The organism is Rhizobium sp. C104 (assembly GCF_022354505.1).
GTDB lineage: Bacteria > Pseudomonadota > Alphaproteobacteria > Rhizobiales > Rhizobiaceae > Rhizobium > Rhizobium redzepovicii.
Genome location: NZ_CP092348.1, coordinates 267665 through 289774, shown reverse-complemented (window position 1 = coordinate 289774; position 22110 = coordinate 267665). Strand labels below are relative to the sequence as shown.

Genomic DNA, 22110 nt, shown 5'->3' with positions numbered 1-22110 from the left:
CCTCACTCACCTTGGGCATGCCAGTTGCGGACGGCATCGATCTCGCGAAGAAGCTCCGGCAGCGTCCGATAGGTCGCCTCCCAGATGTCCGAAGGATCGAGATCGAAGACATCGTCGAGGATGCGATTGCCCGTGCCGCAGATCTTTGTCCACGGCAGGCCGGGATGCTCGGTGGCAAATTCCGGATGCGTCACCAGCAGACGGGATGCCGCGGCACCGATGGTGAAGTGGCAGAAGGCAACGGCCTTGAAAGTGAGCTGATCCTCGGCGAAAGCCGCCTCATCCATTCCGCCGATGAAGGACAGCGCTTCGGATGCCGCCTTTTGCATGTCATTGAGATAGTCGATGGCACGCCTCTCCTTCATTCCGCCTCCGGCAGCATCGAGGTCAGACGCAGCAGCGCGATCTTTTCGACCTGCGCAGTCGCGGTCGCAAATTCTTCGTCCCGGCCGTTGCCGATCCGTGTTTCAAAAGCTTCCAGAATATCCTCCTTGCCGAGTCCTTTGACGGCGATGATGAAGGGAAAGCCATATTTTTCGACATAGGCCGAATTGAGTTCGGTGAAGCGGGCGTGTTCGGCAGGGCTCAGGCGGTCGAGACCGGCGCCGGACTGCTCCTTGCGGCTGTCTTCGGTAAGTTCGCCGGATATGGCAAGACGCCCGGCAAGATCGGGGTGGGCGCGGAGCACGCCGAGACGTTCCTCCGGGCTTGCGGCGCGGAAGACGGCCGCAAGCGCCGCATGCACGCCTGATGCCGTCAGCGGCTCGGTCAGGCCGCCGGCGTCATAGGCACGCTCGGCGATGAAAGGCGAATGTTCGAAGACGCCGCCGAAGCGGAAAACGAAATCCTCGCGCGACAGCATCAGATCGCGTCCGGCTGATGATGCTTGTGCCAATGCGCGGCGATCTCGATGCGGCGCGGAATCCAGACCTTGTCGTGTTTCAGCACATATTCGATGAAGCGCTTCAGCGCCGCCGCCCGGCCGGGGCGCCCGACGAGACGGCAATGCAGGCCGACCGACATCATCTTCGGGCTGCCCGCCTTGCCTTCCTCATAAAGCGTATCGAAGGCATCCTTGAGATAGGTGAAGAACTGATCGCCGGTGTTGAAGCCCTGCGGCGTCGCGAAACGCATGTCGTTGGTTTCGAGTGTGTAGGGAATGATCAGGAAAGGTTTCCCGTCGACGCCCTTCACCCAGAAAGGCAGGTCGTCGGCATAGGAATCGGAGGAATAGAGGAAGCCGCCCTCCTCCTGCACCAGCCGCAGCGTATTGTCGGAGGGCTTGCCCTGATACATGCCGTAGGGCCGCTCGCCGGTCAGTTCGGTGTGCAGGCGCACGGCTTCGAGGATATGCTTGCGCTCCAAGTCTTCCGGAAAATCCTTATATTCCAGCCAGCGGTAACCGTGGCTGGCGATCTCCCAGCCGGCTTCCTTCATCGCCGCGACGGCCTCGGGGTTGCGCGCCATCGCCAGCGTCACGCCGTAGACGGTCGCTTGCACCTTGAGATCGGTGAACATCCGCCAGAGCCGCCAGAAACCGGCGCGCGAACCATATTCGTAGATCGATTCCATGTTGAGATTGCGCTGCCCAGGCCAGGCCGCCGCGCCGACGATCTCCGACAGCAGGTTTTCGGACGCCGGATCCCCGTCGAGGATCGAGCTTTCGCCGCCCTCCTCGTAATTGATGACGAACTGCACGGCGACGTGTGCCTCTTCAGGCCATTTCGGATCGGGCGTCTGACGCCCGTAGCCGACGAGATTGCGCGGATAAGTCTCGGATACCATCAAATCACCTTCTGAAAAGACGAAGAACGGTAGCATCCGCAGCCGGAATGTCGAGACGGAAACTGCGCAGCGGATTTTTATCCTTTCTGCGCAATACGTTAGCTTATCTCTTGTCAGGCGATCTTGCGCGCGCTGACCTTGCCCATCGGGTGCAGAGAATGAACGCGGAAAGGACCGCCGGTGCCCTCTTCGATCATCAGCGCCACGTTCGAAACCAGGACTGGTTCGCTGAGCACAGGCTCGAAAATCATCCGCAGCGCTGGCTCGATGCGCGGCATGTCGATCGCGTTGACCGGGCCTGTCACCGGCATATGGAAGCGGAATTCCTCCATCACGTAAGGATTGCCCCAGCGATGCAGGTTTGAGAACTGCGCGGCCGACAAGCCATCCGGATCGCTGCGTTCGATGTCGGCCTCGCTCAGCGGCGCGCGGAAACGGTCGAATTCCTGCACGATCGCCGAAGCGAGATATTGAATCCGCTCGCAGGGAACACTCGGCAGCAGGCTGTAGAAATTGCCGAGCCGGGCGACTTCGAGGCGCGGAATCTGGAAGGGAAGGACAGTCCCGGAAAAACGCATGAGGTCGCGCAGGAGTTGCGATTCGGACAGTTCCGGACACAGGTGGAACGGCGCTTTCAAAAGGCCATGAAAACCATAGCGCCGCGGCACGGCCGTATGGAAGGCAATCTCATGAATGCCGAGGCCGCGCACCGCCGGAGGCTCCAGCATCTCACCTGAAAACACGTTTCGGCCAAGCCAATGGGCGGCCATAAGCGATAGCGGGTCGCTCGCCGGGGGCGTGAAGCAAATGGCATAGCGCATGCGATTTCCTCCATCAGGAAAAGGAGCGCCGGTGATCTCAGGCGCTGTCGATGCGCAAGCAGATAGGTGATTTGCATGACAGAATAACGAAACGAAGCGGCGCCGAATTCACGTTTAACGTGAAGCCACCGCGATATGACTTGAAATATCGAAGCTTTCCGGAAGTGCAAACCCGCAGTCTCTATCGCCTGCGATACATATCGCCGCTTCCGCCAGCCGGTGGGCCAGGCCGAAGCTGACCTTGAAACCGCCGGTCAGCGCGATGAGGCGCGAGTGCTCGGGATGGCGGCCGATCATCGGATCGCGGTCGACCGCCTTCGGGCGAAGCCCGGCCCAGCGTTCGACGACGGCAGCGTCGTGGAGTGCCGGCACAATCTCCCGCGCCGCGCCGATCAGCGCGTCGAGTTGGCCATCGGTCGAAGTGGGATCGTCGAAACGATTCTCGCTGGTACTGCCGATCGCCGCATAACCGCCCTCATGCGCTACGACATAGAGCCCGTCGAGAAAGATCGTCGGCAGCGCCGGGTCGAGATCGGCTTTCAGCAGCGCCGCCTGCCCCTTGACCGGCTGGCCGAGCGGCTGTTTCAACCCCGGCGTGAGGCCCTGCAGCAACGGAAAGGATTGATGGCCAGCGGCCAGGATGCAGTGACGGAAAGCGATAGTTTCGCCGCCTATCTCAGCCACGCCGCGATCCGGATCAAGGCCGGCAACGGCTGCATGCTCCAGAATGCGTACACGTTTGGCCTGCCGCAGCAAGGTGACGAGTGCCGCGATCAGCGAACGTGGCGCGACGCGGGCGGCGAGCGTGTCATGTATGAAGCCGCTCTCGCCGGCCGACGCCTCGATCCAGCCGCCGACCGGCGGAGTGTCGAACACATGCCAGTGGAACCGGCGCGCGTCGGCCTGCCAATGGCGTTCGGCGTCCTCGCAGTGGCGGCGCGCGATTATCTCGAGATGCGGCTTCGGCAGCGGGATCAGCCGTCCCGAACGGCGATAGCCCGCCGAAAGCCCCGTCATCGCTTCGAGCGTCGCGATCTCGGCCTCGAGCGAGACCAGCGCATCGAATTGGAACTGCTTCTTCTCAGACCACCGATCCGGCATATGCGGCATCAGCGCGCCGAGCAGGCCACCGCTTGCGCCCCCGCCCAACCTGCCGGCGTCGGCTACGATCGTATCGATGCCGCGGCGTTCGGCATGAACGGCTGCCCAGAGACCCATGATGCCGCCGCCGACGATCAGCAATTCGCAGGATGATTGACCTGAGACCGGCCGAGGATTATCGGCTTTTTCCATGACAGACGTGAACCCCGATCAGATTGGCGCGGGCGCGCCGCAGCCGCTCGAATGGCGCGACGGCGATATGCCTTATTCCACCGCCTTTGGCGATCATTTTTATTGCCAGACGGACGGTCGGCTGGAATGCGGCCATGTCTTCCTCGCCGGCAACGGGCTGCCGGAGCGCTGGAACGGGCGACGGACGTTCGTGATCGGCGAACTCGGCTTCGGCACCGGCCTGAACTTCGCCGAGACCTGGCGGCAATGGACGCAGCATCGCGCAGCCGGCCAGCATCTGCATTTCATCTCCTTCGAACTCCACCCGATGCGCGGCGAGGAGATCGGCCGGGCGCTGTCGCACTGGCCGGAGATCGATGCCGAACGCCAGGCGCTGACGGCGTCCTGGCCGGAAACGCCTGCCGATACGGTCTCGCTCGACCTCGACGAGCAGACGAGGCTCAGCGTCGTCTGCGGCGCAGCACTCGAAGGCGTCGCGGCCGCAAAGCCCGGCTTCGACGCCTGGTATCTCGACGGCTTCGCCCCGTCGCGCAACGGCGACATGTGGTCGGAGGAACTGATGCGGCTGGTCTGTGAGAAAGCGGCACCCGGCGGCACCTTCGCCACTTATGCGGCCGCCGGTTTCGTGCGCCGAAATCTCATCGCCGCAGGTTTTTCCGTCGAGCGCCGCCAAGGCTTCGCCGGCAAACGCGAAATGCTTTGTGGCATCAAGGCATCCGGCAAGTAAGCAGATCAGTAGCTGGTACGCCCCGGCTGCTCCTCGTCCTTGCCGAGCCATTGCCGGATCTTCTCTTCCAGCAGTTCGGGGCTGATCGGCTTCGACATATAGTCGTCCATGCCGGCATCGAGGCAGAGCTCGCGATCGCTTTCGAGTGCATGGGCAGTGACGCCGATGATCGGCACCCGGTGGCCCTGCCCCTTTTCCCTTTCGCGGATCGTCTGGGTCGCCTGATGGCCGTTCATGACCGGCATCGACACGTCCATCATGATGATCCGCGGCGTATGCCGCTCCCAGGCGGCGACCGCTTCCTCGCCATTGTCGACGACGAGGAAGGAAAGGCCGGTTCCCTGCAGGATCTGCGTGAAGACGATCTGGTTGACTTCGTTGTCCTCGGCGACGAGCACGTCGACGAATTCGGCGGCCCGCTGCTGCGGCACCGGCGCAGGCGGCGGGACAGGCGCGTCCGCCTGCGCCTGCAGCCGGGCGATCTCGGCCTCTGAAGCCTGCTTGACGCGGCTGGCGCGCACCACTTCGACGACGGTGTTGCGCAGCACGTTGGCGCGCGCCGGCTTCATCAGATGCGCGTGGCCGTTCAGCGCCGCGAATTCCTTTTCCGTGCCTGAAATATCCATCGATGTGAGGAAGATGATCGGCAGCTCGACGAAGCGGCGATCGGCGCGCAGCCGGCGCGCAACATCGGCGCCGTTCATATCGGGCATGTGATAGTCGAGCACAACGGCATCGACGGTGATGCCGAGATCGGCAGCCGCCTCCAGGATCGCCAGACCGGTGCCGCCGCCTTCGGCCGCCACGCCGTCGAAGCCCCAAAGCGACAGCTGCTCGGTCAGGATCCGCCGGTTGACGTCATTGTCGTCGACAACAAGGATGCGCGCACCCTGCACGTTGATCGGCAGCGGTTTCGGCTCGAGCCGGGCGGCCGCCACCGCAAACGGCAGGTTGACGGTGAAGACCGAGCCCTTGCCCCATTCGCTCTCGACATTGAGATAACCGCCGAAGAGATCGACGAGGCCGGCGGTGATCGCAAGCCCGAGACCCGTTCCCTCATGCCGCCGGGTCGAGGAAGCGTCAACCTGCGAGAATTTGTCGAAGACCGATTCGAGCTTTTCGGCCGGGATGCCGATACCCGTATCCTCGATGCGGATGCTCGCCATGATCTCGCCGCCCCCGGCCGCCTGGAACCCGACATCGACGAAGACATGGCCGCGCTCGGTGAATTTGACCGCGTTGCCGACGAGATTGGTGACGATCTGGCGGAAACGGCCGGCATCGCCGATCACGGCGGCGGGCAGATCGGGAGACGCCCGCACCAGCAGTTCGATGTTCTTCTCGGCGGCATGCGAGGAGAGGAGCGTGGCCACATCCTCCACCGCTTCGGTGATGTCGAAGGCGGCTCTGCGCAGTTTCATCTGCCCGGCGTCGATTTTCGAGAAGTCGAGGATGTCGTTGATGATCGTCAGCAGCGCATTGCCTGACTTGACGATGATGTCGACGAAGGTCTTCTGGCGTGTATCGAGATTGGTCTTGGCCAGCAGCTCCGCCATCCCCAGCACGCCGTTCATCGGCGTGCGGATCTCATGACTCATATTGGCGAGGAATTCGGATTTGGCGCGGTCGGCGGCTTCGGCGCGCGACAAGAGCTGGCGCAGTTCCTCCTCACGGCTCTTCAGATCGGTGACATCGGTGAACAGCGCTACCCAATGCTGTCCCTCGCTGACCATCGCATCCATGTTCACCCAGCGCTCGCTGCCGACATGGAAAACGGTGGAGATCGGCTGCCTCGCGGCGATATTGGCGCGCCACTCCTGCAGGATCTCGTCCGCCGCATCGTGGAAATCGCCGCGCACCGCGCAGAATTCGAACATGCCGAGCCAGCCTTGCCCGGCCTCGATGTAGGAAGCCGGAATCCGCAAGATATCGGCCATTGCCTCGTTGGACATTTTGATGATGCCGTCCTGGACGATGGCAAGCCCCTGCGACATCGCATGCGTGGCATCACGCATCATTTCGCCGACCCGCTCCAACGCAGCGCGCGTCTCGTGAATTTCCTTTTCCCGCTCGCGCACAGCCGAAATATCGGCGTAGGTTAGCAGGATCCGGTCGTTGGAGATGCGCCGGCTGTCGAAGATGACGGATTTTCCGCCCGCCCAACCGAGCTCGATCGGTTCCGGTTCATCGGTCTCGAACAGGTGCTTGCGGAAGGCGTAGATCTCTTCCGCCGTCTGCGTGCCGTCGTAGCGGCCGAGCTCGTTATTGCGGCGGATGACATCGACGAAATGACGGCCGTCGAAGGGATCGTCGAGCGGCAGCTCCCAGATGCTGTAAAATTCGTCGTTGGCGGAGAGAATCCGGTGGTCGTTATCGAGGATAAGCACGCCGATCGGCAGCGAGCGCAGGATGTTCTCGATATCCCGATGCAGCGCCTCCTCCTGCTTCTTCGCCTCGATCAGCGCCGTCTCTCGCTCCTTAAGCGGCGCGATATTGGAAAAGGAGCCGACGACATAGGTGCGCCCATCCGCCGTCACGACGCGGTTGACCCGCGAGATGAGCGGATGAATGCGGCCATCCCTACCCGGCATCTGGCTTTCGATCTCCTTCGACAGCCCATCTTCCAGCGCCAGCCGGTTTTCCTGGTAGATCGCCTCTCCACCCTCCGGCCCGAACATCTCGTGCTCGGTCATCCCCAACACCTGAGAGCGTTCGTAGCCGCTGAAGCTCTCGTAATATTGATTGGCATAGACGAGGCGATGTTTGTCGTCGCGCACGAAAACCGCGACCGGCAGGTCCTCCATGATGGTGCGCAGCAGATCGCGTTCGTTGACGCTCTCGTGCCAGCCCGTATCGCCGGCAGCAGCCGGCTTTGCGCCGTTGCGGTAGGCGGCGTTGACGACCAGCGGGCGTCCGTCCTCGGCAAAGATGCCGATCGGATGGTCGAGCTTTTCCAGCGCCTCGCACACACGGGCAAAATCCGCTGCAGCGCCGGGGTTGCCGGCAGCCCCTCTATCGTTCACCGCGCGCCGCGGCGCTTCGCGCCCTTCGAAAATGCCGAGCACATAGGCCCGCTCCGGCGACGGCGAAAAACTTTCGATCTGGACGCGCTCGTGGCCGAGACCCGCGGCATCGAAACAGATGGCGTTTTCCTCGGTGCCGAACACCAGCGCGCGGCGCTCCCTATCCTCGCGCTCCTCTTCCTCGGGACGGTCGAACAGCTCGCGGCTGCGCCTGCCGATGAAATCGGAAATTTCACGGCCGAGGAAATCGGCATAGGCCTCGTTGACGGCGACATAGCGCAGTTCGCTGTTCTTGACATAGGCCGGGGTGTCCAGATCGGCGATCCGGCGGCAAGCCAATTCCAGTATGTCCCCGGCTGATTTCAAGAAATTGTCGCTCCCGCAATGAATGAAATATCAACTACAAAGATTATAACGCCAAGGCTTTTAACAAGGTTTTAACCATAAATTTCAGCAGAGTGTTTTTACAAGTCGGCTCATCAAGCTAAGCCGCCGTACATGTGCACCCGGACTTGCAATCCTTACCGTCCGCACATTCCCTTTTCGCGCCGACTTTCGTTGAAATCATGACGAAAATTTAATGCGGGAGCCGCTTGCACGGCCATCGCGCCGCCGCGATCCGGGCGGAGTCTGAACACGGCTTTATGGAAGCCAGTCTAGATCAAGGAAAATAGCATGTCCGTTCTTCATAAGAGCATGGCGACGGGCCTGATCGCGCTGACCCTTGCCGGCGCCTCACTCGCCACCGCCACCACCGCCGATGCCCGTCCACGCGATGCCTTCTGGGGCGGCCTTGCCGCCGGCGTCGTCGGCGGCGCCCTGTTGTCCGAGGCCGCCCGCCCGGCCTATCCCGCCTACCCCTATTACCGCCCCTACCCTGTCTATCGGACCTATTACCGGCCGTCCTATTGCCACCTCGAATGGCGCTACGACCGTTGGGGCGAAGCCTACCGCGTCAAAGTCTGCCCGGAGTAAATGAAAGCTCGTTCTGGCGGGTTCTCACCCGCCAGAACGAATTGCTGACATCGCATTTGCATCGTTACGGAGAAAGCTCCTCCAGCACGCGATCCTTGGTTTCGACCGCAAACAACACCGTGATGATCGCACCGACGATCAGAATGGCTGCGAAGCTCGCAAAGACATACTGGATGCCCATGGAAGACATCACCGTGCCGACGAGGATCGGACCGGCCGATGATCCCAAGCGAAGCCAGGCGCTGCCGGTTCCTGTTCCCAGTGCCCTGAGGCGCGTTGGGTAGATCTCTGCCGAGTATAGGTACAGGGAGAATGTAACGGTCTGGACAATCGCATAAGCGAGACCGGCAAGAACCAAAACCTGAATGGGAGACGTCGCGCCGAGCCATGCGAGAGCGAGCAGCGGCACGGGAGCGAGAAGCAGTGCACCGGTGTACCAGCGCTTGCGTCCCACTTTGTCGATGAGCAGCGCGCAGATGACGGCGGCAATCACGCCGCCGACCGACGTCAGGAAACCATAGAAGATGCTGGTTTGAAGCGGCAGATTGAAGACCTGTCGATACAGGGTCGGCAACCAGGTGATCGTACCGTTGGCCACCGTATAGGCGGTAAACCACATTGCCCAGATGGAAAGCGTCCGCTTCAGGTAAATGCCCTGGAAGAGCTCGCGCCAGTCCGACTTGCGGCGGACCGGCGCCTGGATGAGCTTCGGCTCGGGCAGTTCCTTGCCGGCTGCGCGGGCACTCTCTTCCATGCGGGTGACGATAGCGTTTGCTGCGCCATAGCGGCCGTTGGCAGCCAGCCAACGCGGTGATTCCTTCAGGAACCAGCGCAGAGGAATCATGATGATTGCGGGAACGAGACCGACGATGAACATCGCCTTCCAGCCGTAAACCGGTACCATGAAGTAGCCGATCAGCCCGGCGCCGACGAGGCCCAGCAGGAACATGACCTCATATAGGAGGAAGAACTTGCCGCGCCCCTTCGACCCGATCAACTCGTTGATATAGGCGCTGGCGACCGGAACCTCGCCGCCGGTGCCGATCCCCTGGACGAAACGAAAGGCCATCATCATGCCGGCCCCGGCAGCGAACAGGCATGCGACATCCATGCTGACAAAGAGCAGGATCGTGAACAGAAGAACTTTCAGCCGGCCGACCTTCTCGGCAAGCCAGCCAAACAGGATCGCACCGATCAACTGCCCCAGATAGCCCATCGACAGGATCATGCCTGTCTGTGAGGGTGTCAGGCCCCACTCGCGGACGAGGACGGGCATGGCATAAGCGATGGCGATGACCGTGTAGCCGTCGAAGAATGTTGCCGCGCCGACGATATTGCGCGCCCAGAATACCTCGCGGGTGATGGGAAGGCGCTCCAGACGAGCGCTGATTTCGGCCTGAGGATCAGCGGCATTCGCCGTCTCAGCCGGCATAGGCTGCATGACATTCATTGGTTCCTCCTTCTCGCCCCGTGGCCTACCACTCTCCCGGCCAGGGGCGCTCCTGCTTGATGGTTATTTTTGCGTGCCGGTTTGTCCTGTTGATGCGCTGCGCTTTGAACGGCGAGCCACCTTTGGCCAAGGCTGTGCTCCCACGCTGCCTCCTGCCCATCGAAGCGACGCCCCTGCGCAATGCACAGGAGCGTCGAATGAATCACTCGGCGGCCAGGAGCTGGTCGACGCGGCCGATACCGGCGGCATCGAAGGCGGCAAAGATTTCCGCTTCGGCTTTTGCGCCAAGATTCTTCAGCGGTTCGCGGATTGTCGCATGCTCAAGGATGCCGCGATGGACGAGACCGAGTTTGAGCGCGACGGTCCCCTCCATATGGGAGCCGCGATGATAGACGGCTCGCGTCACCGGAAGAAGGCGTTCGAAAATCTTACGGGCTTCAGGGTAGTTCTGCGCCCTGCCTGATTTGATCAGCTCGATCAGCAGTTCCGGCGCGATATTGCCGTAACCGACGAGCAGGCCATCGACTCGAACATGGTCGGCAACAGCCATTCGTCGTGGCAGCTCAGAACTTGCAGATCAGGATTGGCTCTCTTCAGTTCCGGAATCTCGACATACCAGCGCTTCATGTTGCGCACGCCATTCTTGGTGGCGACGACGCCTTCCTGGGTGGCGATCGCCAGCTGCGTGTCGAGATCATAGGATGCTTTGGTGGCATCGGGATATTGGAACAGGATGCACTGCAGGCCGGATTCCTGCCAGACCGCCTTGTAGCGATCCTGGGGCGCACCCTTCTGAAAGCCGAAGCGCAGCCAACCGTGGTTCGGATAGACGAGCGCGCCGGTGGCCCCAGCCGCCTTGCACTTCCTGGCTTCTTCGGCGGCGACCTTCGTGCCTTCACCGGTAATCCCGGCAATGATCGGAACGGCGCCGTCAACCGCTTCGACATAGGTGCGGACGAGCGCCAGCCGCTCGTCTTCCGTGAGGAAAGTACCCTCGCCGGCATGGCCGAGAATGACGAGGCTTTTGACCCCTTCCATCGAAACCAGCCATTTGGCGATTTTTGCGTTGGCTTTGTGATCGACTTCGCCGTCGCGGGTGAAAGCGGTTACGGGGGCCGGGCTCAGCCCGCGCATGTCCATGGGTTGCATCTTGATCTCCTCCTCTATGCGATCGCGTACATCAGCGACCGGCAATAGGATCGTTAGCGGGAACGTTCCCAATATCGTTCTCGAAACTGCTGGAGTCAATGTCTTTTTTAGTGCATCTTCGGAAACGGGGGCGGATTGCCCGACTCTAGTGGAAAAGGCTCAATGAATTCAAAGGCAGACGAAATTCCCGGCCAGATCCGCGTCAACATTCACGACGTGGCTGCCGCAGCCGGCGTCTCCAAGTCGACCGTATCGCGCCTACTTGACGAACGGCTTCCACGCTCAGACAGCGAGACCGCGCGTCGGGTGCGCAGGGTGGCCGAAGAGCTTGGGTATGTCAGGGACGTTTCTGCAGCAAGCCTCAGGCGCGGCAACACCATGACGGTCGGGGTGATCGTGCCCAGGCTGACGGACACGGTCATGGCCATGCTTTACGAAGCCCTGGCCAAAGCCTGTAGTCGTACCGGCCGCTTCGCGATCGTCGCCACCACCGACGACAAGCCGAAGGCAGATCGGCTGGCCGCCGAGTCTCTTCTGAAACGCGGTGTCGATGGACTGATTCTTTCAACGGCCCGGGAGGACGACGACTTTCCGGACGAGTTGGCAAAACGCGGCGTCCCGTATGTCCTTGCTCTTCGAACCGATGGTCACAGCCTCTCTTCGGTTGGCGACGACAGGCTTGGCGGTTATCTCGCGGCCCGCCATCTGCTCGATCTAGGCCATCGCAGAATTGGGATCATCGCCGGCCCATCCTATGCTTCCAGCGCTCGGGGCCGAGTTCGAAGGGTTCAAGCAGGCTCTGGAAGAAGCTGGATTGAATACAGATCCCTCCTACATCGTTCCCTCGACATTCGGCATCGAATTCGGGCGCTCTCGCTGTCGAGACACTGATGACTCTCACTCCTCGCCCGACCGCTGTTTTCGCCGTCAACGACAATACCGCCATCGGAGCCTTGTCGGGACTGACGAAACTCGGCCTTTCCGTGCCCCAGGACATCTCGGTCGTCGGTTACAACGACATTCCGATCGTCTGCCACCTCCCCACGCCGCTCACGACGTTGCGGGTGCCGCTCGACCAAATTGCCTCAAACGCCCTCGATCTTCTTGCGGGTACTGACCGTCTCGCTGACGACCGTATTCGGATCTCGGCTCCAACACTCATTCCCAGGAAATCGACAGCGCCGATACGCTAGGAGTCGTGAGAGGTATAAACATGCCGGAACCACTCAAGAATCTGCTGCATCAGGCGCTGGTCGCCGACATGGCCGATCGCATCGCCGCCAATGCGCCCACCTTCGACACGAGCCGTTTCGTGGCGCTGGCGACCGATGGCCTCGGGGCGCTGGAGCTGATGGAGCGCTCGGCCCTGATCCGCGACGCGCTGTTTGCCACGCTTCCCGATGATTTTACCAAGGCCGCCGCCATCCTGAAGGCGAGCCTGCCTGTCTCAGGCAGGCCCGGGCTTTCCGGCTGGATGCTGCTGCCGGTCAACCAGTTCATCGCGGCCCGCGGCCCCGATCATTTCGATCTCGGCCTCGATCTGCTGAAGGCGCTGACGCCGCATTTCACCGCCGAATTCGGTATCCGCCAATTCATCCACCGCGACCAGCAGCGCGCGCTCGCCATCATCTCCCGCTGGGTCGGCGACCCTGATCGGCACGTGCGCCGGCTGGCGAGCGAGGGAACGCGGCCGCGCCTGCCTTGGGCCATGCGCCTGCCGCAACTTGTGAAAGACCCCGCGCCGATCCTGCCGATCCTGACCGCGCTGATCGACGATCCGGAAGATTATGTCCGCCGCTCCGTTGCCAACAGTCTGAACGACATCGCCAAGGATCACCCGGATCTGGTCGCAGCCTTCATCGCCAGCAGTATCGAGGGGGCGTCGCCCGAGCGGCGCCGAATGCTGAAACATGCTTCGCGCACGCTCCTGAAGAAGGGTCATGCGCAAGCGCTCGCCAATTTCGGCTTTGGGGCGGCTACGGCGCTGACATGCGAACTACGCCTCCTGAACGGCGAGGTCACGTTCGGCGAGGGGTTGGATTTCGAAATCCACGTCAACAATGCCGGCGAGACCGCGCAATCGCTGATGATCGACTACGCCATCCACCACGTGAAGGCCGACGGCTCGCTCTAGCCCAAGATCTTCAAATGCAAGACGATCATGCTCGCACCCGGGCAAAGCCACGCAATCGAGCGCCGCCACGCCCTGCGGCCGATCACCACCCGGCGCTATTACCCCGGCGAGCACCGCATCGCCATCCTCGTCAACGGCTGGGAAAGCGCATCTCAAAGCTTCTTGCTCGTGATGCCCGACTAAGTTCTACCGGAGGCTTTCTTGTGCACTGCACTTGACTTTCCGCGCGAACTAGCCCAAATGCAGCCCAGCTTTCACCCTTCCGGCCGCCGCGTGAGCGTGCCCCTGCTAAAAAATACGGACGCAGGAAGAAGGGACAAAAGCGCATTTCGATAGAGCGCCGCACTCCCATGAGCGGCCAGAAGCGCTGGAAAGCTTTTTCCAACTCACAAGTTCCCACTTCACGCGGGGTTCTTGACGCCAGAATGAAACCGGATCGCATGGTGCGCTCCGGCGATAGTCGTTGTGGCGCCCCGAAAGGTTATGCCTTGACTAATTTTGAATCGCTTGGTGTCTCCAAGCCGATCGTCGCCACCTTGTTCCAGCTCGGCATCGAAACGCCGACGCCGATCCAGGAACAGGCCATCCCCCTTCTCCTCCAGGGCCGAGACCTGATCGGCCTTGCCCAGACCGGCACCGGCAAGACCGCCGCCTTCGGCCTGCCGCTCATCGAAAAGCTGCTTGCCGACGAGCGCCGCCCCGACAACCGCACGACGCGGACGCTGATCCTGGCGCCGACCCGCGAACTGGTGAACCAGATCGCCGACAATCTGAAGAAGTTCATCCGCAAGTCGCACCTGCGCGTCAATGTCGTCGTCGGCGGCGTCTCGATCAACAAGCAGCAGCTGCAGCTCGAAAAGGGCACCGATGTCCTGGTCGCAACGCCGGGCCGCCTGCTCGATCTCGTCAATCGCCGCGCCATCACCCTGACCACGGTGCGTTATCTCGTGCTCGACGAAGCCGATCAGATGCTTGATCTCGGCTTCGTGCACGATCTGCGCAAAATCGCCAAGCTGGTGCCGAAAAAGCGCCAGACCATGCTGTTTTCGGCCACCATGCCGAAGACGATCGCCGATCTCGCCGGCGAATATCTCGTCGATCCGGTCAAGGTCGAAGTCACTCCGCCCGGCAAGGCTGCCGACAAGGTCGAGCAGTATGTCCATTTCGTCGCCGGCAAGAACGACAAGACGGAACTGCTGCGCAAGTCGCTGACCGAAAATCCCGATGGCCGCGCCATCGTCTTCCTGCGCACCAAGCACGGCGCCGAGAAGCTGATGAAGCATCTCGACAATATCGGCTATTCCGTCGCCTCGATCCACGGCAACAAGAGCCAGGGCCAGCGCGAGCGGGCGCTGAAAGCCTTCCGCGACGGCAGCATCAAGACGCTGATCGCCACCGACGTTGCCGCCCGCGGCATCGACATCCCGGCCGTCAGCCATGTCTATAACTACGACCTGCCCGAAGTGCCCGACGCCTATGTCCATCGCATCGGCCGCACGGCGCGCGCCGGCCGCGACGGCATCGCGATCGCCTTCTGCGCCCCCGACGAAGCCAAGCTGTTGCGCGATATCGAGCGCCTGATGGGCATCGACATCGCAGTCGCAAGCGGCGAAGCGCCGGCCAATATCGGCAGCGCCGGCCCCCGCCGCGGCAACGGCAATGGCAACAACCGCAATCGCGGTGGCGGCCAGGGTCGCGAAGGCCAGGGTCGCGGCGAAGGCCGTGGCGATCAGAACCGCTCGGAGCATCGCGGCAGCCGCCAGGAGCGCCGCCCGCGTCCCGAACGCACAAGCCGCAACGAGGATTTCCGCGGCCAGCGCCGCGGCGAAGCCACCCCCAATCTCGGCCCCGACAACGACCTGGTCTCGACCTCCGACTTCCGCCCCTCGGCAAAGCCGCAGCGTCCTGCCCATGGCGGTCCTAATAGCCATCATGCCAATGGCGAGCCGAGCGGTCATCACCGCGGCAACGGCCGCCACGCCCACGGCCGCCCGGCCCGCAAGCATGGCGAAGACCGCGGCCCGCAGCAGACCCAGGGCGGCGAACCGCGCCGCGAGGGCAATGGCGGCAACGGCCGCGGCGGCTCGGGCTCCCGCAATGGCGGTGGCCAACGTCGCGAACGCGCCTGAGCGCCGATTGATTTAAAGGAAAGGCCGAATATCTCCGGTCTTACGTTGGGAGGCCGGAGCATCTGACAGGTGCTCCGGCCTTTCTCTCTTTGTGGTGGCAACATCGCAACGGCAGTCCGGGGCCCAGCCGGTCCTTCGCCCGTACATCGAGACGGGCACATCCGCTTGAATGTCGGACGCTTGAGACCTAAATTGGCTAAATGCTTGACCATCCGTCCCGGCCGTTGTCGCCGTCAACTATCCCAATGGATGCCCTGAGCGAAGTCCTGCAAGACTTTCGCTTGAGCGGGGTCAACTATGGCCGCTGCGAGCTCAGGCATCCATGGAGCATCGCCTTTCCGCAACAACAGCTGCTTCGTTTCCACTTCGTCAGCCAAGGTCCGTGCTGGATCCATACCGAAGTCGAAGGATGGCAGGAGTTAAACGATGGCGATCTGGTTCTGCTGCCTCAAGGCATCGCACATCGGTTAGCCAGCGCGCCGGATGTTGAAGGAGATTCGCTTAAAAGCTGTCAGATAACAAGGGTGGGAAGCAATGTCTGCGATGTCGTGCGGGAGGGAATGGGGGCGAATAGCACCCTCTTCTGTGGTTCCATGGCTTTGGGCGCGCATGCGCTTCACCCCTTGATCGCTCTGATGCCGCCAATCATCAAGGGCTGCGATGTGGCCGGCAATGACCCGATCGTTGGCCCCCTTCTGGCCGCCATGTCGGCGGAAGCGACACAGCCCCAAATGGGAAGCGCGACCGTGCTATCGCGAATGGCGGACTTGCTCGCGGCGCGGCTTATCCGCTGCTGGGTCAATTGCAGCGGAGCTTCGACCACCGGCTGGCTCGCCGCCATCCGGGATCCTCATATCGGTCGTGTATTGGCGGCCATGCACCGGGACCCCGGCCATAACTGGACCCTCGAAAGCCTCGCTGGTGTGGCTGGCCAGTCGCGCTCGATCTTCGCCGAACGCTTCAGCGCTATCTTGGGTGAAGGCGCGGCACATTACCTCGTCCGTCTGCGTATGCAGCTTGCCCGCGATTTGTTGGGTCAAAGCGGCATGTCGATCGCGGAAGTTGCTTCCCGGCTGGGCTATGAGTTCCGAGGCGTCTTTCGCGCGCGCCTTCAAACGCGTCACCAACGTTTCACCCGGGATTGTGCGCCGCACAAGTTCCGGACGAATGGATATAGATTTCGGATTTTAAGACACATATCATCCTGAAAACTTCGTCTATCAAATCTCCGAACATAGGAGATAGTTCAATGACGGACTCAACATCACAGTTCGACGGGATCGCAATTGGCCTGGAGACGGATGAACCATCCGCGTGGAACACGGCGACCTGGTTTGCCGTTGTTTCGATGGCAGCCACCAGCTTTGCGCTGGTGTCCGCTGAGTTCCTGCCGGCGGGCCTGTTGACGCCGATGGCGCGCGATCTCGGCATTTCCGAGGGAACGGCCGGACAAGTCGTCACCGCCACCGCTTCTGTCGGCGCCGTGGCGGCCTTATTGAGCAACGTCCTCATCGGCCGACTGAACCGCAAAACCGTGCTGGTCAGCCTCAGCGCGCTGGCGATCGGCTCCAATGTTCTGGCATCATTGGCGACTGATTTTTGGCTGTTGTTGGTGGGCCGGGCCGGGTTGGGCATCGCGCTGAGCGGCTTTTGGGCGCTTTCAGTAGCCGTCGTGGCGAGGCTGGTCGGCGCTAATGCGACAGGTCGGGGCATGGCTATCGTCACCCTCGGCGTTTCGCTCGCCACGATAGCTGCACCATCAATGGGTGCTTTGATCAGCGATTGGCTGGGATGGCGCAGCGCCATGGCGATGACAGCCGGGCTTGCCGCGCTTGCCATGCTGCTGCAACTGATCAGCTTGCCGACGCTTCCTGCAAGCACAAGCAACAGTATCGCTGATGTTTTCCGGCTGACACGACGGGGCGGCATTCAACTGGGAATGCTTGCCATCCTTTTGCTGATGACCGGGCATTTTGCCGGGTCGGTTTATGTGCGTCCTTTCCTCGAACAGGTAACGCTCCTTGATACCCGATCAATCGCCCTGGCACTGCTCGGATTTGGCATCGCCTCCGTGATCGGCAATGTTGCCGGTGGCCGAATGGCCGATGCCAGTATCCGGCTGGCACTCGCTGTCACCGCCGCGCTGATGACGGTTGCAGCGCTCGCTCTGGTGCTTTGGGGCGCCCATACCGGCATTGCGTTCGCCCTCGTCGCACTTTGGGGCTTTGCCTTCGGAATGGCGCCGGTCGTGCTGCCGACCAATCTTTCCCGCGCAGCCCCAGACGCTCTGGAGGCGGCGGGTAGCCTGATGGTCGTCTCTTTTCAGGTGGCCATCAGTATCGGCGCGGTTTTTGGCGGCTATATCGTCGACCACTACGGCGCCGTGGGACCATTGACTGTGACGGCGATCCTGGCTGCATCGACGATTGCCTTGGCGTTGCTGCAGCCCCGCAACTGATCATTGCTTTCAACCTGCGGATCACGCACAGTCGAACTGAAGATGCTCTGGATAACAGGTCACCGGCAATCGTCGGCGACCTCCGATGCGTTCCGTCCGGGGTTCGGTGACTAGAGCATGCTGCCGAAAAGTGCGAGCGGTTTTCGGGCGACATCATGCTCTAACTCTTTAATTTAGAACAGGATTCAGATTTAAGGCCGACCCGGCCTTAACTCATCCTGTTCTAGCGGCAAGAGTGGAATGTCGTCGGGAAAGAAAACTTTCTTAGCGGCACCGGTAGCCGTCGCCGATTGCGTCTACGAAGAGACGCTCCTCGTCCGGCGGCGGCCTTGGCGCGGCCGGCGGCCTATACGCTCGCGGGCACCTGCTGAACGACCCTGCGGTTTGTCATGTAGACACCCGTGACCACGATCGCCGTGCCCACAATCAACGGCAGGGTCAGTGGCTCCCCGAAGGCGATGAAGGCCTCGAGCGCGACGGCCGGCGGCATCAGATAGATCAGCGAAGCCGCACGCGAGACCTGCCCCCGGCGGATGAGATAGAGCAGCAGCCCGACACCGCCCATCGACAGGCCGAAGACCGACCAGGCGAGCGCGGCATAGGCCCGTGCGGCACCATCGAAATGCTGGTGCTCGAAGATCAGCGACAGCGGCAGGGTGAGGATCAGCGCCCCGACATATTGCAGCGTCGCGATGGTCCTGAGGTCGCCGGATTGCAGGTGTTTCTTCTGATAGAGCGTGCCGTAGGTGACCGATCCCATGGCGATGAGGTTGATCGCCAGCGGCAGGGCGGCATGCGTGAGATCTGATGTCGCCGGATCGACGAGCTTCGGCGAAATGGCGATGGCAATGCCGATGAAGCCGAAGGCAAGGCCGAGCTTCTGCTTCTGCTGCAACCGCTCGCCGACCAGAAAGGGAGCCGCCATCGCCGTCAACAACGGCTGCAGCGCCGCGATGATCCCCGATATGCCGGCCGGCACGCCATTGGCGATCGCCCACCACAGGCCAGCGAGATAAAAACCATGCAGGAAAAAGCCGGAATAGATGGCGCGCAGCCAGGTCGTCCGGCTTGTCGGCCATTGCGCCCGCATCACCACGCAGAGCGCCAGGAATGCCAAAGCCGACAGCCCGTAGCGTATCGAAAGAAAGGTGAAGGGCTCGGAATGCAGCGCCGCATATTTCGCCACCACCCAGCCTGTGGACCAGAGCAGAACGAAAAGAGCGGGGGCAAGGCGGTCGAGGGACATGAGGCTGCTCGGGAGAAAAGAGTTCGCCGTGCTGATAGCGGCACCGGGCGGTCACAGTCAAAGGCGAAGCGTTGATGCTTATTTGAAATTTCGCTGATGGTGGGACGACGGACATGCTGAAGATGATACTTTTGGTGGACGAGCCTATCGACATCTCGACGCCATGCCATGGCCAAGAAGGATCGCCGACACATCCCCCGCCCACCCTCATCCCTGTGCTCGTCACAGGGATCCAGCGCGCCCAAGTCCTTGGGCGCAGGAGACTCACTTCACCGTAGAAGTCATTCGCCGCGCCGACGCGCGTCGGCTAAATTCCTGTGACGAGCACAGGAATGAGGGAGCAAGTGGGAAGGCCGCGCTCCCACAAACTCGCCGAACGAAAAACCATCACCTGCCCAAATTTTGCGCAGCCTTCGCGGAGCAGCCATCCGCCACCTCGCTTCCACCGCCCGGATTCCCCTGTTTCCCGCAACGCAAAATCTTTTCCTCGAACTGCGCATGGTTCTTGCATTGCAATTTGCGTTGTATTCAAATGAACAAAAAAGGGGAGCACGCACCTTTGGCATTTGATGAAATGATTACCGGGGACGAAAGTCCTCGCCCGCCTTATGAAAAATATTTTGAGTGGTACAACAGCCAAGACCGGTCGCATCTGATTGCCAAATCCCGCGATGCGGAAAACATCTTCCGGAAGACCGGCATCACTTTCGCGGTCTACGGCCATGCCGATAGCTCCGAAAAGCTCATCCCCTTCGACATCATCCCGCGCATCATCTCCGCCCGCGAATGGCGCAAGCTCGCCCAGGGCATCGAGCAGCGGGTGATCGCGCTCAACGCCTTCTTGGACGATATCTACCACAAGCAGGAGATCATCCGCGCCGGCCGCGTCCCGCGCGAGCTGATCGAGAACAACGTCACCTTCATCCCTGAGATGATCGGCTTCCGCCCGCCGGGCGGCGTCTACACCCATATCGTCGGCACCGACATCGTGCGCACCGGCGAGGACCAGTTCTACGTGCTGGAGGATAATGCCCGCACGCCTTCCGGCGTCAGCTACATGCTGGAAAACCGGGAAACCATGATGCAAATGTTCCCGGAACTCTTCCATGAGAACAAGGTGCAGCGCGTCGAAGACTATCCCTATCTCTTGCGCCAGAGCCTTGCTTCGCTCGCCCCTCCCGGCTGCAGCGGCAAGCCGCGCGTCGCGGTGCTGACCCCCGGCATCTACAATTCGGCCTATTACGAGCATTCCTTCCTCGCCGACATGATGGGCGTCGAACTGGTCGAAGGCTCGGATCTGCGCGTCATCGACGGCAAGGTGAAGATGCGGACGACCCGCGGTTACGAGGCGATCGACGTGCTCTACCGCCGCGTCGACGACGATTTCCTCGATCCGCTGACCTTCCGGGCCGATTCCGCACTCGGCATTCCCGGCATCATGGATGTCTACCGCTCCGGCAACATCACCATCGCCAACGCGCCCGGCACCGGCATTTGCGACGACAAGGCGATCTATTCCTATATGCCGGAGATCGTCGAATTCTACACCGGCAGCAAGGCGCTGCTCGAAAACGTGCCGACCTGGCGCTGTTCGGAGACATCAAGCCTGAAATACGTGCTGGAGCATCTTGAGGAATTGGTCGTCAAGGAAGTGCACGGCTCCGGCGGCTACGGCATGCTTGTGGGACCGACGGCCTCGAAGAAGGAGCGCGCCGATTTTGCCGAGAAGCTGAAGGCCAAGCCGAACAATTATATCGCCCAGCCGACGCTGTCGCTCTCCACCGTGCCAATCCTCGTCAACAAGGGCATTGCGCCGCGCCATGTCGACCTGCGTCCCTATGTGCTCGTGTCGGACAAGGTTCAGATCATTCCGGGCGGGCTCACCCGCGTGGCGTTGAAGCAGGGCTCGCTGGTGGTCAATTCCAGCCAAGGCGGCGGCACCAAAGACACCTGGGTATTGGAGGACTGATGCTCGGAAGAACCGCAAACGGCCTCTACTGGATGTTCCGGTACATCGAGCGCGCCGAAAATATCGCCCGCCTTGTCGATGCCGGGCTGCGAATGTCGCTGACCCGCAGCAGTGCCGGCGACGACAACTGGGATGGCGTGCTGCAAAGTGCCGGCGTTCGCGAAGCCTATGACGAGGGCCACACGAAGCTGACCAATGCCGATGCGATCGACTATCTCCTGCGCGATCGCGCCAACCCGTCGAGCGTCATGTCCTGCATCGAGTCCGGCCGCAACAATGCCCGTATGGTGCGCACTGCGCTGACGCGAGAGACCTGGGAAGCGACCAACGAATGCTGGATCGACCTGAAGTCGCTGCTCGAAAAGCGCGTCAAGCCGGCCGAAATGCCTGAAGTCATCGACACCATCAAGCGCCGCGCCGGTCTCATCCGCGGCGCCTTCCATGGCTCGACGCTGCGCAATGAACTCTATAATTTCGCCCGCATCGGCACCTTCATCGAGCGGGCAGACAATACCAGCCGTATTCTCGACGTGAAATATTACGTGCTGCTGCCTTCGGTCTCGGCCGTCGGCTCCTCGCTCGACAACGTCCAGTGGGAATCGATCCTGCGCTCGGTCTCCGCCCACCGTGCCTATAGCTGGGCCTATGACGGCGAATACCGGGCGATGAACATCGCCGACTTCCTGACGCTGAACGTGCAGATGCCGCGTTCGCTCGCCTATTGCTACGAGAAGATCGTCAGCAATCTCGGCTATCTCGCCCAGGATTACGAGGCGCGGCTGCCTGCCCACGATACCGCCGATGCAATCCGCACCACGCTGCAGACGCGGGCGATTCGCGACATCATGGATCAGGGCCTGCACGAGTTCCTGGAGGATTTCGTCTCGCGCAACAACCAGCTCGGCGCGGAAATTTCCGACGGCTACCGGTTCTACGTTTAAGCGGATCAGA

16 protein-coding genes and 3 pseudogenes are annotated in these 22110 nt (G+C 61.6%); 10 read left to right on the top strand and 9 right to left on the bottom strand.

The features are described 5' to 3' along the window. Positions 1-2: 2 nt before the first annotated feature. From MF410_RS02460 to MF410_RS02440, 5 genes are all read right to left on the bottom strand, one after another. Positions 3-365, bottom strand: a complete 363-nt coding sequence (locus tag MF410_RS02460; protein ID WP_003592892.1) for a HepT-like ribonuclease domain-containing protein — start codon at positions 363-365, stop codon at positions 3-5. After that, positions 362-862, bottom strand: a complete 501-nt coding sequence (gene uraD / locus MF410_RS02455) for a 2-oxo-4-hydroxy-4-carboxy-5-ureidoimidazoline decarboxylase (RefSeq protein ID WP_097626528.1) — start codon at positions 860-862, stop codon at positions 362-364. The genes MF410_RS02460 and uraD overlap by 4 nt, the downstream gene beginning before the upstream one ends. Beyond that, positions 862-1785, bottom strand: a complete 924-nt coding sequence (puuE, locus tag MF410_RS02450) for an allantoinase PuuE (RefSeq protein WP_097626526.1) — start codon at positions 1783-1785, stop codon at positions 862-864. Before puuE ends, uraD begins: the two co-directional genes overlap by 1 nt. A gap of 113 nt (positions 1786-1898) precedes the next feature. Continuing rightward, a complete protein-coding gene (locus MF410_RS02445; protein WP_097626524.1) occupies positions 1899-2606 on the bottom strand; it encodes a DUF1045 domain-containing protein in 708 nt (235 codons plus the stop codon). 114 nt (positions 2607-2720) lie between these two features. Further along, the gene (locus tag MF410_RS02440; RefSeq protein WP_097626522.1) at positions 2721-3899 is read right to left on the bottom strand and encodes an FAD-dependent oxidoreductase; all 1179 of its coding nucleotides are present in this window, start codon (positions 3897-3899) and stop codon (positions 2721-2723) included. On the opposite strand from MF410_RS02440, the gene mnmD reads away from it, so the two are divergent. After that, the gene (mnmD, locus tag MF410_RS02435) at positions 3898-4626 is read left to right on the top strand and encodes a tRNA (5-methylaminomethyl-2-thiouridine)(34)-methyltransferase MnmD (protein WP_097626520.1); all 729 of its coding nucleotides are present in this window, start codon (positions 3898-3900) and stop codon (positions 4624-4626) included. The genes MF410_RS02440 and mnmD overlap by 2 nt on opposite strands. Before the next feature lie 5 nt (positions 4627-4631). On the opposite strand, the gene MF410_RS02430 is transcribed toward mnmD, so the two are convergent. Further along, positions 4632-8015, bottom strand: coding sequence for a response regulator (locus tag MF410_RS02430; protein ID WP_131711388.1), 3384 nt, complete (start codon positions 8013-8015; stop codon positions 4632-4634). Positions 8016-8324: 309 nt separating this feature from the next. On the opposite strand from MF410_RS02430, the gene MF410_RS02425 reads away from it, so the two are divergent. Then, on the top strand, positions 8325-8624 hold the full coding sequence (locus MF410_RS02425; RefSeq protein WP_097626516.1) for a hypothetical protein: 300 nt from the start codon (positions 8325-8327) through the stop codon (positions 8622-8624). Between the two features lie 64 nt (positions 8625-8688). Here the strand turns inward: MF410_RS02425 and MF410_RS02420 are convergent, their stop codons facing one another. Both MF410_RS02420 and MF410_RS02415 read right to left on the bottom strand, forming a co-directional pair. Further along, complete coding sequence (locus tag MF410_RS02420; RefSeq protein ID WP_097626514.1) at positions 8689-10074, bottom strand: MFS transporter; 1386 nt, start codon at positions 10072-10074, stop codon at positions 8689-8691. A 202-nt stretch (positions 10075-10276) separates the two neighbouring features. Further along, positions 10277-11223, bottom strand: a pseudogene (locus tag MF410_RS02415) (dihydrodipicolinate synthase family protein). A gap of 162 nt (positions 11224-11385) precedes the next feature. On the opposite strand from MF410_RS02415, the gene MF410_RS02410 reads away from it, so the two are divergent. The 6 genes and pseudogenes from MF410_RS02410 to MF410_RS02385 all read left to right on the top strand — a co-directional run bounded on the left by MF410_RS02410 (position 11386) and on the right by MF410_RS02385 (position 17944). Next, positions 11386-12114 (top strand): LacI family DNA-binding transcriptional regulator, encoded by a 729-nt coding sequence (locus tag MF410_RS02410; RefSeq protein WP_239620147.1) that lies wholly within the window; start codon positions 11386-11388, stop codon positions 12112-12114. Next, the gene (locus MF410_RS02405; protein WP_239620145.1) at positions 12114-12416 is read left to right on the top strand and encodes a substrate-binding domain-containing protein; all 303 of its coding nucleotides are present in this window, start codon (positions 12114-12116) and stop codon (positions 12414-12416) included. Before MF410_RS02410 ends, MF410_RS02405 begins: the two co-directional genes overlap by 1 nt. Positions 12417-12436: 20 nt before the next feature. Beyond that, a pseudogene (locus tag MF410_RS02400) lies at positions 12437-13540 on the top strand (DNA alkylation repair protein). A gap of 257 nt (positions 13541-13797) precedes the next feature. Continuing rightward, positions 13798-15486 carry a DEAD/DEAH box helicase gene (locus MF410_RS02395; protein ID WP_097626508.1) on the top strand — a complete coding sequence of 563 codons (1689 nt, stop codon included), beginning with the start codon at positions 13798-13800 and terminating at the stop codon, positions 15484-15486. Between the two features lie 200 nt (positions 15487-15686). Beyond that, positions 15687-16677: pseudogene (locus tag MF410_RS02390) on the top strand (AraC family transcriptional regulator). A 58-nt stretch (positions 16678-16735) separates the two neighbouring features. Next, positions 16736-17944, top strand: coding sequence for an MFS transporter (locus MF410_RS02385; RefSeq protein WP_097626506.1), 1209 nt, complete (start codon positions 16736-16738; stop codon positions 17942-17944). A gap of 346 nt (positions 17945-18290) precedes the next feature. On the opposite strand, the gene MF410_RS02380 is transcribed toward MF410_RS02385, so the two are convergent. Further along, the gene (locus MF410_RS02380; RefSeq protein WP_131711389.1) at positions 18291-19190 is read right to left on the bottom strand and encodes a DMT family transporter; all 900 of its coding nucleotides are present in this window, start codon (positions 19188-19190) and stop codon (positions 18291-18293) included. A gap of 559 nt (positions 19191-19749) precedes the next feature. Here MF410_RS02380 and MF410_RS02375 point away from each other — a divergent pair. Both MF410_RS02375 and MF410_RS02370 read left to right on the top strand, forming a co-directional pair. Next, positions 19750-21159 (top strand): circularly permuted type 2 ATP-grasp protein, encoded by a 1410-nt coding sequence (locus tag MF410_RS02375; protein WP_097626502.1) that lies wholly within the window; start codon positions 19750-19752, stop codon positions 21157-21159. Beyond that, positions 21159-22100: an alpha-E domain-containing protein gene (locus tag MF410_RS02370; RefSeq protein WP_097626500.1), complete on the top strand. Its 942-nt coding sequence runs from the start codon at positions 21159-21161 to the stop codon at positions 22098-22100. The genes MF410_RS02375 and MF410_RS02370 overlap by 1 nt, the downstream gene beginning before the upstream one ends. Positions 22101-22110 lie beyond the last annotated feature (10 nt).

Excerpts from the sequence above, each read along its gene's own strand:
- MF410_RS02460 (WP_003592892.1), bottom strand. The coding sequence starts at position 365 with ATGAAGGAGAGGCGTGCCATCGACTATCTCAATGACATGCAAAAGGCG.
- uraD (WP_097626528.1), bottom strand. The coding sequence starts at position 862 with ATGCTGTCGCGCGAGGATTTCGTTTTCCGCTTCGGCGGCGTCTTCGAA.
- puuE (WP_097626526.1), bottom strand. The coding sequence starts at position 1,785 with ATGGTATCCGAGACTTATCCGCGCAATCTCGTCGGCTACGGGCGTCAG.
- MF410_RS02445 (WP_097626524.1), bottom strand. The coding sequence starts at position 2,606 with ATGCGCTATGCCATTTGCTTCACGCCCCCGGCGAGCGACCCGCTATCG.
- mnmD (WP_097626520.1), top strand. The coding sequence starts at position 3,898 with ATGACAGACGTGAACCCCGATCAGATTGGCGCGGGCGCGCCGCAGCCG.
- MF410_RS02440 (WP_097626522.1), bottom strand. The coding sequence starts at position 3,899 with ATGGAAAAAGCCGATAATCCTCGGCCGGTCTCAGGTCAATCATCCTGC.
- MF410_RS02425 (WP_097626516.1), top strand. The coding sequence starts at position 8,325 with ATGTCCGTTCTTCATAAGAGCATGGCGACGGGCCTGATCGCGCTGACC.
- MF410_RS02420 (WP_097626514.1), bottom strand. The coding sequence starts at position 10,074 with ATGAATGTCATGCAGCCTATGCCGGCTGAGACGGCGAATGCCGCTGAT.
- MF410_RS02410 (WP_239620147.1), top strand. The coding sequence starts at position 11,386 with ATGAATTCAAAGGCAGACGAAATTCCCGGCCAGATCCGCGTCAACATT.
- MF410_RS02405 (WP_239620145.1), top strand. The coding sequence starts at position 12,114 with ATGACTCTCACTCCTCGCCCGACCGCTGTTTTCGCCGTCAACGACAAT.
- MF410_RS02395 (WP_097626508.1), top strand. The coding sequence starts at position 13,798 with ATGGTGCGCTCCGGCGATAGTCGTTGTGGCGCCCCGAAAGGTTATGCC.
- MF410_RS02385 (WP_097626506.1), top strand. The coding sequence starts at position 16,736 with ATGACGGACTCAACATCACAGTTCGACGGGATCGCAATTGGCCTGGAG.
- MF410_RS02380 (WP_131711389.1), bottom strand. The coding sequence starts at position 19,190 with ATGTCCCTCGACCGCCTTGCCCCCGCTCTTTTCGTTCTGCTCTGGTCC.
- MF410_RS02370 (WP_097626500.1), top strand. The coding sequence starts at position 21,159 with ATGCTCGGAAGAACCGCAAACGGCCTCTACTGGATGTTCCGGTACATC.